The sequence below is a fragment of the Flavobacterium branchiophilum NBRC 15030 = ATCC 35035 genome, assembly GCF_002217205.1.
Lineage (GTDB): Bacteria > Bacteroidota > Bacteroidia > Flavobacteriales > Flavobacteriaceae > Flavobacterium > Flavobacterium branchiophilum.
The window spans coordinates 22,303-35,074 of the sequence record NZ_MUGT01000060.1; the positions used below are offsets into that span (position 1 = coordinate 22,303).

Sequence of the window (12,772 nt, forward strand, 5' to 3'; positions counted from 1 at the left end):
ATGCTTTTTATTGACGATACCCCAATGATATTTGAGCTTCCAGATGCAGACGTTACCTATTATCCTCATTTTTTTTCGGCACAAGAATCGGATTTTTTGATGGCTTATTTGCTAAAAAATATAGCATGGCAACAAGATACCATAAGGGTTTTTAACAAAACCCATTGGCAGCCTAGATTGACTGCTTTTTATGGTGATTTGGATAAAACCTATCGGTATTCGACTATTGAAATGCAGCCCAACACCTGGGATGCTGTATTGCTTTCTGTCAAACAACGGATTGATAATCAATTGGATACTTCATTTACCTCTGTATTGCTCAATTGGTATCGCAATGGAAAAGACAGCAATGGATGGCATGCAGATAATGAAAAAGAGTTGGGCAAAAACCCCATTATTGCTTCGGTAAGTTTTGGAGCCACTAGGGTTTTTCAACTAAAACACCATACCATTAAGGATGCAAAATGTCAATTGAATTTAGAACATGGGAGCTTATTGGTTATGAAAGGTACTACCCAACATTTTTGGAAGCATCAAATTCCGAAAACGACAAAACCTGTTGCCGACAGAGTCAATTTGACATTTAGGATATTGTATTCAAATGACATTTTAGACCAAAAATAGCAATAATACACATTCAAATTTGAAATAATATAATATTTTTTTTACAAAATTAGTATAAAAATTTTTATTTTTAATCCATGGTAATTATTTTTTCAAGAAAACTTATTTCAGCTGTTTGCTACCGTTTGGGTTTTGGTTTGAACTGAATTTTAAACTTTGAAGTGGCACTTGGTTGATGAAATTTTAAGAAAAACAATATTTGAAAACGGATTGTAGCCCAGATTGAAGTGGAAAACCCGGAGGTTCCAAATGGATTTTTTGTTGCTACAAAAGAGCGACCAGCGGAAGCTCCTTTTGTAGCAAACAAAAAACCTTTTGGAACCGAGGATTTGAAACGAAAAGCTGGATTGGCTTCTAATACCCAATATATTTATTTGATGGTTTTGATTAGTCAATTATTTTTTCAAAAAAAGAAAACTGAAAATGAGTCCTTTTCAAAAAGTTGATTTTAGGTTTGACTTTTTTTGAGGTATGCGTACTATTAGAATGATTGATATTAAAAGGGATAATTTTTTATTGATTATATTATTTTTGAGAAAAAAAGGTGTAGATAATTAAATTTTTATTATTTTTGAAATAAAAAACATGAATGAAATTATACACTATTTTTCAAGCATACCGTCGAGTCATAGAGGATTTATACTTGCATTTGGTATAGCTATTTTTTGGATTATTGAAAATATAAAGCCATTTCAAGCCTTTGATTATTTGAAATGGTCGCACGGTATTGTTAATATATTTTTTACAATAACTACAATTGTTGTTAATTTTATATTAGCATTTATATTAATTATGGCATCGAGTTGGGTAACCCAACAGCATTTGGGGTTGTTGGCAATACTTGGAATTGAAAATATATGGGTTTATACCGTGATGGGACTGCTGCTGATGGATTTTATTGGTGCTTATTTAGTGCATTATATAGAGCATAAAGTTCCTGTTTTATGGCGGTTGCACCTGATCCATCATTCTGATCCATGGGTAGATACGACAACGGCAAACCGACACCATCCTGGCGAAAGTGTGGTGCGATTTGTGTTTACAACAATGGCTGTGATTGTGGTTGGAAGTCCTATTTGGATGGTGTTTTTGTATCAAACGCTGTCTGTTGTAGCCACCCAATTTAATCATGCCAATGTGGCATTGCCAGACAAAATAGATCGGTTTTTGAGTTATTTTATCGTTACACCCAATATGCACAAAGTTCACCATCATTATCAAATGCCTTACACCGATTCTAATTATGGTAATATTTTTTCGGTTTGGGACAGGCTTTTTGGAACTTTTAGCGAGCTTGAGGGTGGTGCTATTGTGTTTGGAATTGATACAGATATGGATAAAAACAACAATAATAGCATAATTTATTTGTTAAAAATGCCGTTTTTTAACAAAAAATAAATTAATTTAATTTTTTTTAAACAATTTTAAAGAACCTATTATTTTTTTTCTTAATATTGAATTGAATTTATAACCCCTATAAAAAAAGAAATATCCTGAATTAATTTTCAAAATGAAAAAGAGTAAAACCATAGAATTGACCTGGGATCAAAAGGAAAAATTGATTTCATTGGCATTAGAAGAAAGAAACCCTTTCGAGATTATCAAAAAAGAACTTGGTGTTCAAGAAAAAGATGTTTTGGAAATCATGAAGAAAAAATTGCCAGCTGATAAATTTGAAGTTTGGAAAAAAAAGGCAAACGCTGCTAAACCAAAACCAAAACCAATAAAAATTGACGATTTTGATGATGAACTAGACGGTAAATACTATATCAAAAATAAATTTGATTAAACGAAACTCCCTCCTTTGGGAGTTTTTTTGTGCTTGAAAGTGATTTTTTTTAAAATAATTATACATTATATTAATTTGTATTTGAATATTGTTTAACTTAGTATAAATAATATTCAAATATGATTCCGAAACTTCCCATACAATGTCCGAGTTGCGAAAACGTGCTGTTGGTTAGACAACTGATATGCGAAAACTGCGAAACAACCGTTTCTGGACGCTATATGCTGCCTGTTTTTTTGAAGTTGACGGAAGAGGAGCAACAGTTTATTTTACAATTTTTGATTTCGAGTGGCAGTTTAAAAGAAATGGCTGCAAAAATGTCGATTAGTTATCCCACTGTTCGAAATAAATTAGATGATATTATTGAAAAAATATCAAATTTATAAATTTAAATACAATCAAAAAAATGTTTCTTACTTTAATCTATCCATATACCAAATTTACTGACAACAAACTACTTTTATTTGGTTTTATTGCTACGTTTATAGGTATTATATTGGGCAATTATTTTAATGTCAGATACGATGGTGCTATTGATTTGCATTTTGTTGGACAAACCAATCTAAAAACCACTGGTCTTGATTTGACAATCGATATTGGTGTAATTACTTTATTTTTATTTATATTTGGCATAATAATTAACAAAAAAACACGAATTTTAGATGTATTTATAGGTTGCCTTATTGCTCGATTTCCATTTTATTTGCTCACCATGTGTAATTTTAACAATCGTTTTTATACTATTTCCCAAAAATTAATTACCAAAGGCAATACTAATTGTTTGACTTCAACCGACGCTGCTGTATTGTTGGTTGTATCGTTTTTAGTCATTTTGAGTTTGATTTGGTTTTTTGTTTTATCTTATAATGGTTTTAAAATAGCTACAAATTTGAAAAATAAATTACATATTATCTATTATATAATTGCAATTTTTATAGCCGAAATAATTTCAAAATATTTAATAATTACATATAACACTTAAAAAAATGAAAAAAATTATACTGATTATACTGCTTTTTGTTGTAAAAAATACACATGCACAAGACCTTAAAACAGTTGAAATATCAATCAATCCATTGATAAATGGCACCTTATTTGAGCCAAACCAAATAACTAGTCAAACACCGCTAGTTATAGTAATTGCAGGCTCTGGACCAACCGATAGAAACGGCAATGCTCCAGGCATGACTAATAATTCATTGAAATATGTAGCCCAAGAATTGGCAAAAAATAAAATAGCCTGTTTTAGTTTTGACAAACGGATTATTGCCCAAATGAAAAATGGAACTGTAAACGAAAAAGAATTGAGCTTTGATACTTTTGTTGCAGATACAAAAGACGTATGCCAATATTTTATACAACAAAAAAAATACAGCAAAATAATCCTTGCAGGCCATAGCGAAGGGGCTTTGATTGGGATGTTAGCGGCACCTAATTTGGCTCAAGCTTACATTTCTATTGCTGGTGCTGGACGCACAATAGACGATATTATAGTAGAACAAATAGACAAACAGGCCCCTAGCATGAAAAACGAAGTGAGACAATGTTTAGACGTATTGAAACAAGGTAAAACATTTGAACTGAAAAATCAAATGTTGGCCTCGCAATTTAGAGAAAGTGTTCAGCCGTATATGATTTCGTGGATCAAATACAACCCACAACATGAAATAAAAAAATTAAATATTCCTACATTAATAATTAATGGAACAAAAGATATTCAAGTAAATAGCACCGATGCAAATTTGTTAAAGGCCTCAAAACCCGACGCTCAATTGGCAATTATTGACAACATGAACCACATATTTAGACACATCAAAGGCGATAATGCCGAAAATATAGCTTCTTATTCCAACCCCGATTTGCCTATTGACACAGAATTAGCAAAAACTATCATTACATTTATTAATAAATTATAAGTATTATGGATTTTCAAACAACGTTAGATAATCAAACCAAATGGATAACTGCGGGGGTATATGCCTTGTTTTTGGGCCTTATTTGTTTTACACTTTTTTTTGATACATTTGAAATAGTAACCGCAATTATACTTTTATTTATCCTAACCGTAATGACTATTGCAACGCTATATTATAAACCCAAAACAATAGCAATTCATGACAACGAAATCATTATCAAAAGACCAATTGGAAATGTAATATTAAAACGAACCAACATTGCATCGATTCAAATATTAAAAAAAAATGACCTAAAATGGAGTGTTAGAACCTTTGGAATTGGTGGATTTTTTGGTTATTATGGTGCATTTTGGAATAAAAAATATGGCACAATGACCTGGTATTTGACCCGCAGAAATGCCATGATCATGATTACTACAATTTCCAATTCAAAAATTTTGATCAGTCCAGATCAAGTGGATTTATTTGTAACAACTTACCAGAAAAAGGATTAAAAAAAAGCCTCAAATGTATAAACATTTTAGGCTTTTTTATAGGTTAATCTCTAATTAACTTTCTGTATTTGATACGTTTAGGAGTTAAATCACCCCCAAGACGTTTCTTTTTATTTTCTTCATACTCTGAAAAACTGCCTTCAAAGAAATACACTTCAGAATTGCCTTCAAATGCTAAAATATGTGTACAAATCCTATCTAAAAACCATCTGTCGTGAGAAATAACAACAGCACAGCCCGCAAAATTTTCTAATCCTTCTTCTAAAGCTCGTAAGGTATTGATATCCAAATCATTTGTAGGCTCATCTAGCAACAGTACATTACCTTCTTCCTTTAGCGTCATGGCCAAATGCAAACGATTTCTTTCGCCACCAGAAAGCATGGATACTTTTTTATTTTGGTCGCTTCCACCAAAGTTAAAACGACTCAAATAAGCTCTAGAATTGACTTGTTTGCCGCCCATCATGATAAGCTCCTGACCGTCTGCAAAATTTTCCCAAATGGATTTATTAGGATCAATATTGCTGTGAGATTGATCTACATAAGCTATTTTTACCGTGTCGCCAATGGCAAAACTACCCTTATCAGGTTTTTCTTCGTTCATTATCATTTTGAAAATGGTTGATTTTCCTGCACCATTAGGCCCAATGATTCCCACAATTCCTGCTTGAGGCAAAGTAAAGTTTAAATTGTCATACAATAATTTATCACCAAAAGATTTTGCAACTCCCTGAGCTTCAATAACATTTGTACCCAATCGAGGGCCATTTGGAATATAAATCTCCAGTTTTTCATCTAATTGTTTTTGATCTTCATTAAGCAATTTATCATAATTTTGCAAACGGGCTTTTTGTTTAGTTTGACGGCCTTTTGCCCCTTGTTTTACCCATTCTAACTCCCTTTCAAGCGTTTTTCTACGTTTTGAAGCTACTTTTTCTTCCATTGCCATCCGATTTGATTTTTGATCGAGCCACGAAGAATAATTTCCTTTCCAAGGAATGCCCTCTCCTCTATCCAATTCTAAAATCCAACCTGCAACATTATCAAGGAAGTACCTATCGTGTGTTACGGCAATTACTGTACCCGAATATTGAGCCAAATGTTGCTCCAACCACAAAACACTTTCTGCATCAAGGTGGTTTGTTGGTTCGTCAAGTAGCAATATATCAGGTTGTTGCAACAACAATCTACACAATGCTACCCTTCTACGCTCGCCACCAGAAAGGTTTTTTATAGGGGTGTCGGCATCAGGAGTTCGCAAAGCATCCATAGCTATTTCGAGTTTGGTATCAATTTCCCAAGCCCCAAGAGCAACAATTTTATCTTGCAAATCGGCTTGTCTGTCCATCAATTGTTGCATTTTATCTGCATTTTCATAAACTTCTGGAAGCCCAAAACTATCGTTTATAGTATTAAACTCCTCTAATATAGCCATTGTTTCGGCAACACCTTCCCTTACAATTTCAATTACAGTTTTGGATTCATCCAATTGTGGTTCTTGTTCTAAATAGCCCACAGAATAACCAGGCTGAAACACAATATCGCCCTGATAATTTTTATCTACACCTGCAATTATTCGTAATAAACTAGATTTTCCAGAGCCATTAAGACCTAAAATACCAATTTTAGCTCCATAAAAAAAACTTAAATAAATGTTTTTGAGTACTTGTTTATCGCTACTTGAGTAAGTTTTACTCAATTTTTGCATCGAAAATATTACTTTTTTATCGTCTGACATATCATTTGATTATTAATTTTTTGATGTTACAAATATAGTTGATTATTAAAAAAAAAGTGATGCCTTTTTGGAAATTATTTTTTGAAAAAAATCAAATTTTATTTTGTACACTTTTAGCAATGTTCCAAAAATTTACATAACCTAAAAACAAAAATGCTCCAATCATATTTATCAATACATCTTTTTGACTGTCTGCACTACATGTACTTATAGGCAAATGCTGAAATTTGTTTTGAAAAAGTTCGTTTATTATTCCTAAAACATTGAATATCAAAAAGATTAAAATACTTTTTAAAACTGTTTTATTGCTTAAAATGTTGAAAATTTGTAAAACGTAATGCAGCTGCATACATACAAAAATTGAAAATAGCAGATGTTCGCATATATTTTGCCAAAAACGAGAAAACCATTGGTCATTAATGGCATGAGATCGAACTAAAAAAATAAATACAAAATAGGACACAAAAAAAATGTTAGCATATTGGCTACTTTGATCATGTATATATATGTTTTGATGGTTTAAATATTCTAAAGATACAATAAATACAAACAAATATACATTTAATATATAAATAGCTTGATAATTGATAGCAATTGCCAATGTCAAATACATCAACCGTATAAAAAATAATGGTTTAAATAATTGTTGAAACATTATACTATTCCTTTTAACAATATTTTTGTAATGTTTTGAGTTAATACAAGAGTATCTATGGAATTATTTTTATAATACCATAAATAAATACTTCTCAAAGTAGATAATATACTGAATAATATCACTTCTACATCTAAGTTTTGAATTTCACCCTTTTCGATACCGTTTTTTATAATTTGTCGTAAATTTTGTTCATATAAATTTCGCATTTTTATAAATTCTTGCAAATCATGATCATGCAAATGCATCCAATCGTTGTTAAGGCAAGCCAAATAATCAGAATTTTCCACACTTATTTCGATGTGTAAGGCTATAATTTGCTCTAACTTTTGTATAGCATTTGATTCTGATGCTATAATCGATTGCATACCAAAAGTAAATTTTTGAGCCGTTTGAATAATAATTTCTACTAAGATTTCTTGTTTCGATTTGATATGATTGTATAAACTAGAGGCTTTTATACCCATATATTGTGCAATATCCCTTACGGTAACAGCACTATAACCTTTTTCGTGAAACAATTTTGAGGCTACTTGTATAATTTCTGATTTTCTATCCAAAATAGTTTACTATTAGTTAATCACTTTTTGTAGGGTGTTTTCGTTGATGGTGTTGCCTTGATATTGCAACTTCCAGCCCATAGCATTGGACATGATTAAAATTTTAGATAATTCGCTTATCAGTCTGTTTTGTGCATTAGATTTTAATGTAGATTGAGCTACTTTCTTACTTAAACTGGCTTTTACCGATTCGCTAATTTTATTATAATCATCGCCCGAAAATGGATTTAAAGTACTTTGATCCACATCATAAAATTGAATATTGGGGTTGATTTTGATTTCTTCTTTTGGAATAGATACAATCGTTATGGTTTTGGTTTCATTGTTAATGTCGTATTTCATCAAATGTAAATCATAGGAAACTGTAACATCTGCATTAACAACAATTAAAGCTTTTTTTTCAAATGAAACCAAATCCATCAGGTATTTTTTTTGATCCTTATAGGTTATCACTTCCGAAAAATGCCCTTCTGTAACAACTAATTTTCCTACATTTACATTTTTTTGTTGCAGTAATTTTGCACTATCATCAAAAGTGCTACTGTCTGTTTTTTTAAATTCGCAAAATTTAAATAATAAAATTATTATTAAAATTCCTACAACAGCATATAGAATTCTTCTTAACATTGGTATTTGATATAAAATTAAAATAATATTCAAAAATAAGCATTATATCTAAATTGGAGTTGCCTTTTGAATATTATTTTGCATATAAATCATATCAGCAATTTTTCTATCGTTAGATAATCTGGGTATTTTATTTTGTCCACCCAATTTTCCGATAGATTTCATATAATGTTGAAATCCGTTTTTGGACACTGGTGTAACTATTAATTTTCTTAAAACTTTTCCTGTAATTAAATCATCATAATATATATTTTGCTTACGCATGGCATTGTCAATATGTAAAGCAAATTGTGCAATATCTTCGGGTATATTTTCAAATTCAATAAGCCATTCATGATACGGAAGTCCTTGATCTGGAGTAATTTGAGGAGCAACAGTAAATTCGTTGATACTAATATTTGAATGTAAAAGTGCTTCGTTTAAGGCACATTCGACTTCTTTTCCAATAACATGTTCGCCAAAAGCCGAAATAAAATGTTTGACTCTTCCCGAAACCACCACCCGATGGGGGGAAAGCGATGTAAATCGAACGGTGTCACCCATATTATAGGCCCAAAGCCCCGCATTAGTCGAAATAATTAATACATAATCCACTCCTATTTCAACCGTTCCAATAGGGTACCTTTTGGGTTTTTTATCATAAAATTCATTTAATTTGATAAATTCATAAAAAATACCTGAATTTAACAATAGCAACATCCCATTATCTGAAGGATTATCTTGGTATGCAAAAAATCCTTCCGAAGCCGGAAACAATTCAATCGAATCGACTTTTTTGCCAATTAATTTTTCAAATTTATGCTTATAAGGTTCAAAATTAACACCACCATATATAAATAAATCAAAGTTTTTAAATACCTCTGAAATATTTTTATCAGTTTTTTCATTTATTTTTTCAAAATACATTTGAACCCACGACGGTATTCCTGAAATTACCGTCATGTCTTGGTTTACAGTTTCCTTTACAATCTGATTTACTTTAGTTTCCCAATCGTCAATGCAATTGGTTTCCCACGATGGCATTCTATTATTTTGTAAATATTTAGGTACATAGTGTGCCACAATACCCGATAATCTACCAAAATTTGTGCCATTTTTTTGATGTAATTCGGGGCTTCCTTGCAAAAATATCATTTTACCATCTACAAATTTACTTTTTTTTGTATGATAAATGTAACTCAAAATTGCATTCCGAGCCGCCTGAATGTGGTAGGGCAAAGATTCTTTTGTAAGCGGAATGTATTTTGCACCTGATGTTGTACCCGATGTTTTGGCAAAATATAACGGCTTTCCTTTCCATAAAACGTCTTTTTGACCCGCAATTACCTTTTCTATGTAAGGTTTTATTTCTTCGTAATCGTTTATAGGCACTTGATTTACAAAATCATCGTAGTTTTTAATGTTGCTAAAATGATGTTTTTTACCAAATGCTGTGTTTGTTGCTTCTTTAATTAAACTTTTAAAAACTTTTTGTTGTGTTTCAACAGGGTTTTGTGCCCATTTTTGTGTTTTGATATGAACAATTTGTGCCAATATCTGTGCTGCAATTGATTTAAACGACATGATTTTATGTAAGTTTGACAACGTTATTTTGGTTTTTTTTCCGATTTTTGTACCTCTTTTCTTAAATTCAATTCTGCTTCACTAGGATTTACATGTTCTAATTTGGGAACTTCTAAGGGTTTTGCCAAAATAGAATCTTTATTCACTTTTTCAAATTCCAATTCACCTTTCATAACTTTCAAAACAGATTGTAAGTAAATGTCATTTTTTTTCAAAGCATTAGACAATGAATCTGATTTTAATGCTAATTCCGTTGCATTTTTTCTAAGTTCAGAGGAGGCATAACCTGGAATAAATTCTCTCAATGGTGTAAAAGCTATAATAAAAGTAGTAAGCGTAATGATAACAATGGCACTCAAAGTAGCTACAACAAATACGTTCATCAATGTCAAACGCATCGAAAATGTTTCCTCAAAGGTATCTTCATTAAGGATTATCAAACGACTTTTAGTGTACAATTTCTTTTTAAGAATTTGTCTTTTGAGCTTTTTTTCGGACATGATATAAAATTTACAGACAAATATATAAATTTAAACTAAATTTAAGTCATGTTTTGTGAATTTGTTATTATATTTGCAACATAAAATTTAAAAATCATGAAAGCATTAACAATATTTTTGGGCGAAGTGGGACCAATGCAAATTATTTTGGTATTAGCAATTATTTTATTGCTTTTTGGAGGTAAGAAAATTCCTGAATTAATGAGAGGTTTAGGTAGTGGTGTGAAAGAGTTTAAAAATGCTGCAAAAGGGGAAGATGATACCGATAATAAAGATGATAAATCAAGCAAATAACAACATAAATTAAAATATTATACGCATGACAGCATTTGCAATATTTTTAGGTGAATTTGGCCCAACGGAAATCATTTTGGTATTGGCAGTAATCTTATTACTATTTGGAGGTAAAAAAATTCCAGAACTCATGAAAGGTCTTGGAAGTGGTGTTAAAGAATTTAAAAATGCCGCAAAAGACGATGTAGCCCAGAAAAAAGAGGACAAAATTTCAGAATAATTACCAATTCAAAAGCCACAATTTTTAAATAAAATTTGTGGCTTTTATCATTTAATCTTCTACAGCATCTTTGTAATCTGGATACAAAAAATTATTATAAGGAAATCGGGTAATATGAATTTCTCGTACAGCTTGATAAACACAAGCTCTAAAATCTTCAAAATTTTCTTTATTTGTAGCCGAAATAAACAAAGCATTTGAAACTCCTACCTTATTCATCCATGTTTGTTTCCATTCCTCAAGTGTATAATGTTTCGATGTTTTTTCTGTTATCAAATCGTCATCCTCTATAGTCAAATACCGATAGGCATCAATTTTATTAAAAACCATAATCACGGGCTTGTCATCGCATTTAATTTCGGCTAAAATTTGATTCACAGATGCTATGTGGTCTTCAAAATCGGGATGGGCAATATCAACAACGTGTAATAACAAATCAGCCTCACGAACTTCATCTAAAGTACTTTTGAAAGAATCAATCAATTGAGTAGGTAATTTTCTAATAAAACCAACCGTATCAGACAATAGAAACGGCAAGTTTTTTATAACTATTTTTCTTACAGTAGTGTCTAATGTTGCAAAAAGTTTGTTTTCAACAAAAACATCGCTTTTCCCTACAGTATTCATCAAAGTAGATTTGCCCACATTGGTATAACCCACAAGAGCAACCCTTACCATAGCTCCTCTATTGCTTCTTTGAACCGACATTTGTTTGTCGATAATTTTAATCTTATCTTTCAATAAAGCAATTCGATCTCTTACAATTCGTCTGTCTGTTTCAATTTCGGTTTCACCAGGACCTCTCATCCCAATACCTCCTTTTTGGCGTTCAAGATGCGTCCACATACCAGAAAGTCTCGGCAATAAATAGATACATTGTGCCAATTCAACTTGAGTTCTTGCATAAGAAGTTTCGGCTCTTTGTGCAAAAATATCCAATATCAAATGGGTGCGATCTAAAATTTTACAATCAATAATTCTTGAAATGTTTTTTTGTTGTGATGGAGATAGTTCATCATCAAAAACAATGGTTGAAACATTATTTTCTTTGACATATAAATTAATTTCATCAATTTTTCCTGTTCCTAAAAATGTTTTAGGATTTGGTTTATCCATTTTTTGAAAAAATCTTTTGACAACCTCGCCTCCCGCAGTATAAGTTAGAAATTCTAGTTCATCTAAATATTCCTTTAACTTTTCTTCATCTTGTTTTTGAGTAACAATTCCTACTAAAACTGTTTTCTCAAAAGTTATTATTTCTTTCTCTAACATAATATTAAATCTACGACAAATTTAATTAATTATCATGTGAAATAAAATATTTTTTGATATTTTATGAATTTTAACTATTTTTTAGTAATTTTGAGGCAACAAAAAAACGAATTGTTATTATTTATCAACTTTTAATTTTCATTTTATGAAAAAAATTATCTTACTATTATTGTTTTTAAGTTCGATGCTGGGCTACTCACAAATGGCCCTCGAAGGATTTGAAAACACCACGGGTCCTGATGCTTTACCAGCTACAAATTGGACTTTAGGCACAGGCAGCTGGGCCGTTTTTGATAATGGAGTGGGTACCGTAGAGCGTTGGAACATCAACAGCTCGGTTTCTACTCCACCTTTTGTTTATGCGGGCACCAATTCGGCTTATATGACAAGAGAAAACATTGGAGCTGGAAACACTTCCGAGGACTATTTGGCTACGCCTGCCGTAACGATTCCTGCAAATGGTCAGTTGAAGTTTTTTACTAGATCTTTTACTTCTACTAATTTAGGTACACTGTACCAA

18 protein-coding genes are annotated in these 12,772 nt (G+C 31.3%); 11 read left to right on the forward strand and 7 right to left on the reverse strand.

The window, feature by feature from the left end; genetic code table 11:
* The 8 genes from B0A58_RS08570 to B0A58_RS08605 all read left to right on the forward strand — a co-directional run bounded on the left by B0A58_RS08570 (position 1) and on the right by B0A58_RS08605 (position 4,823).
* Positions 1-624: an alpha-ketoglutarate-dependent dioxygenase AlkB family protein gene (locus B0A58_RS08570; RefSeq protein ID WP_089080715.1), complete on the forward strand. Its 624-nt coding sequence runs from the start codon at positions 1-3 to the stop codon at positions 622-624.
* 227 nt (positions 625-851) lie between these two features.
* Positions 852-1,070: a hypothetical protein gene (locus B0A58_RS08575; protein WP_089080716.1), complete on the forward strand. Its 219-nt coding sequence runs from the start codon at positions 852-854 to the stop codon at positions 1,068-1,070.
* Positions 1,071-1,209: 139 nt separating this feature from the next.
* Entirely contained in the window at positions 1,210-2,022 is an 813-nt protein-coding gene (locus B0A58_RS08580) for a sterol desaturase family protein (RefSeq protein WP_089080717.1), read from the forward strand.
* Positions 2,023-2,134: 112 nt separating this feature from the next.
* Entirely contained in the window at positions 2,135-2,413 is a 279-nt protein-coding gene (locus tag B0A58_RS08585) for a DUF2805 domain-containing protein (RefSeq protein WP_014083757.1), read from the forward strand.
* A 119-nt stretch (positions 2,414-2,532) separates the two neighbouring features.
* Positions 2,533-2,799 carry a DUF2089 family protein gene (locus B0A58_RS08590; protein ID WP_089080718.1) on the forward strand — a complete coding sequence of 89 codons (267 nt, stop codon included), beginning with the start codon at positions 2,533-2,535 and terminating at the stop codon, positions 2,797-2,799.
* A gap of 20 nt (positions 2,800-2,819) precedes the next feature.
* Entirely contained in the window at positions 2,820-3,395 is a 576-nt protein-coding gene (locus tag B0A58_RS08595) for a hypothetical protein (protein ID WP_089080719.1), read from the forward strand.
* A gap of 4 nt (positions 3,396-3,399) precedes the next feature.
* Positions 3,400-4,329, forward strand: a complete 930-nt coding sequence (locus tag B0A58_RS08600; protein WP_089080720.1) for an alpha/beta hydrolase — start codon at positions 3,400-3,402, stop codon at positions 4,327-4,329.
* A gap of 5 nt (positions 4,330-4,334) precedes the next feature.
* Entirely contained in the window at positions 4,335-4,823 is a 489-nt protein-coding gene (locus B0A58_RS08605; RefSeq protein WP_089080721.1) for a PH domain-containing protein, read from the forward strand.
* 43 nt (positions 4,824-4,866) lie between these two features.
* Here the strand turns inward: B0A58_RS08605 and ettA are convergent, their stop codons facing one another.
* The 6 genes from ettA to B0A58_RS08635 form a co-directional block, all read right to left on the reverse strand.
* Positions 4,867-6,561 carry an energy-dependent translational throttle protein EttA gene (gene ettA / locus B0A58_RS08610; protein ID WP_089080722.1) on the reverse strand — a complete coding sequence of 565 codons (1,695 nt, stop codon included), beginning with the start codon at positions 6,559-6,561 and terminating at the stop codon, positions 4,867-4,869.
* Between the two features lie 91 nt (positions 6,562-6,652).
* Complete coding sequence (locus tag B0A58_RS08615; protein ID WP_089080723.1) at positions 6,653-7,216, reverse strand: hypothetical protein; 564 nt, start codon at positions 7,214-7,216, stop codon at positions 6,653-6,655.
* On the reverse strand, positions 7,216-7,776 hold the full coding sequence (locus tag B0A58_RS08620; RefSeq protein WP_089080724.1) for a TetR/AcrR family transcriptional regulator: 561 nt from the start codon (positions 7,774-7,776) through the stop codon (positions 7,216-7,218). The genes B0A58_RS08615 and B0A58_RS08620 overlap by 1 nt, the downstream gene beginning before the upstream one ends.
* A gap of 12 nt (positions 7,777-7,788) precedes the next feature.
* On the reverse strand, positions 7,789-8,403 hold the full coding sequence (locus B0A58_RS08625) for a DUF4230 domain-containing protein (protein ID WP_089080725.1): 615 nt from the start codon (positions 8,401-8,403) through the stop codon (positions 7,789-7,791).
* A 48-nt stretch (positions 8,404-8,451) separates the two neighbouring features.
* Positions 8,452-9,966, reverse strand: a complete 1,515-nt coding sequence (locus B0A58_RS08630) for a GH3 auxin-responsive promoter family protein (protein WP_089080726.1) — start codon at positions 9,964-9,966, stop codon at positions 8,452-8,454.
* A 23-nt stretch (positions 9,967-9,989) separates the two neighbouring features.
* Entirely contained in the window at positions 9,990-10,466 is a 477-nt protein-coding gene (locus B0A58_RS08635; protein ID WP_089080727.1) for a peptidase, read from the reverse strand.
* 96 nt (positions 10,467-10,562) lie between these two features.
* On the opposite strand from B0A58_RS08635, the gene tatA (B0A58_RS08640) reads away from it, so the two are divergent.
* Positions 10,563-10,760: a twin-arginine translocase TatA/TatE family subunit gene (gene tatA / locus B0A58_RS08640; RefSeq protein WP_089080728.1), complete on the forward strand. Its 198-nt coding sequence runs from the start codon at positions 10,563-10,565 to the stop codon at positions 10,758-10,760.
* Positions 10,761-10,785: 25 nt separating this feature from the next.
* Complete coding sequence (gene tatA / locus B0A58_RS08645; protein WP_014083745.1) at positions 10,786-10,980, forward strand: twin-arginine translocase TatA/TatE family subunit; 195 nt, start codon at positions 10,786-10,788, stop codon at positions 10,978-10,980.
* Positions 10,981-11,031: 51 nt separating this feature from the next.
* Here the strand turns inward: tatA (B0A58_RS08645) and hflX are convergent, their stop codons facing one another.
* Positions 11,032-12,252 (reverse strand): GTPase HflX, encoded by a 1,221-nt coding sequence (gene hflX, locus B0A58_RS08650; protein ID WP_089080729.1) that lies wholly within the window; start codon positions 12,250-12,252, stop codon positions 11,032-11,034.
* A gap of 145 nt (positions 12,253-12,397) precedes the next feature.
* Here hflX and B0A58_RS08655 point away from each other — a divergent pair.
* On the forward strand, positions 12,398-12,772 hold a 375-nt coding region (locus tag B0A58_RS08655), incomplete at its 3' end, for a choice-of-anchor J domain-containing protein (RefSeq protein ID WP_133063100.1).

Bases quoted from the DNA above. Each gene is read 5' to 3' on its own strand.
- ettA (WP_089080722.1), bottom strand. From the start codon at position 6,561: ATGTCAGACGATAAAAAAGTAATATTTTCGATGCAAAAATTGAGTAAA.
- tatA (WP_014083745.1), top strand. From the start codon at position 10,786: ATGACAGCATTTGCAATATTTTTAGGTGAATTTGGCCCAACGGAAATC.
- B0A58_RS08625 (WP_089080725.1), bottom strand. From the start codon at position 8,403: ATGTTAAGAAGAATTCTATATGCTGTTGTAGGAATTTTAATAATAATT.
- B0A58_RS08630 (WP_089080726.1), bottom strand. From the start codon at position 9,966: ATGTCGTTTAAATCAATTGCAGCACAGATATTGGCACAAATTGTTCAT.
- B0A58_RS08585 (WP_014083757.1), top strand. From the start codon at position 2,135: ATGAAAAAGAGTAAAACCATAGAATTGACCTGGGATCAAAAGGAAAAA.
- B0A58_RS08580 (WP_089080717.1), top strand. From the start codon at position 1,210: ATGAATGAAATTATACACTATTTTTCAAGCATACCGTCGAGTCATAGA.
- hflX (WP_089080729.1), bottom strand. From the start codon at position 12,252: ATGTTAGAGAAAGAAATAATAACTTTTGAGAAAACAGTTTTAGTAGGA.
- B0A58_RS08590 (WP_089080718.1), top strand. From the start codon at position 2,533: ATGATTCCGAAACTTCCCATACAATGTCCGAGTTGCGAAAACGTGCTG.
- B0A58_RS08635 (WP_089080727.1), bottom strand. From the start codon at position 10,466: ATGTCCGAAAAAAAGCTCAAAAGACAAATTCTTAAAAAGAAATTGTAC.
- B0A58_RS08595 (WP_089080719.1), top strand. From the start codon at position 2,820: ATGTTTCTTACTTTAATCTATCCATATACCAAATTTACTGACAACAAA.
- B0A58_RS08615 (WP_089080723.1), bottom strand. From the start codon at position 7,216: ATGTTTCAACAATTATTTAAACCATTATTTTTTATACGGTTGATGTAT.
- B0A58_RS08605 (WP_089080721.1), top strand. From the start codon at position 4,335: ATGGATTTTCAAACAACGTTAGATAATCAAACCAAATGGATAACTGCG.
- B0A58_RS08570 (WP_089080715.1), top strand. From the start codon at position 1: ATGCTTTTTATTGACGATACCCCAATGATATTTGAGCTTCCAGATGCA.
- tatA (WP_089080728.1), top strand. From the start codon at position 10,563: ATGAAAGCATTAACAATATTTTTGGGCGAAGTGGGACCAATGCAAATT.
- B0A58_RS08600 (WP_089080720.1), top strand. From the start codon at position 3,400: ATGAAAAAAATTATACTGATTATACTGCTTTTTGTTGTAAAAAATACA.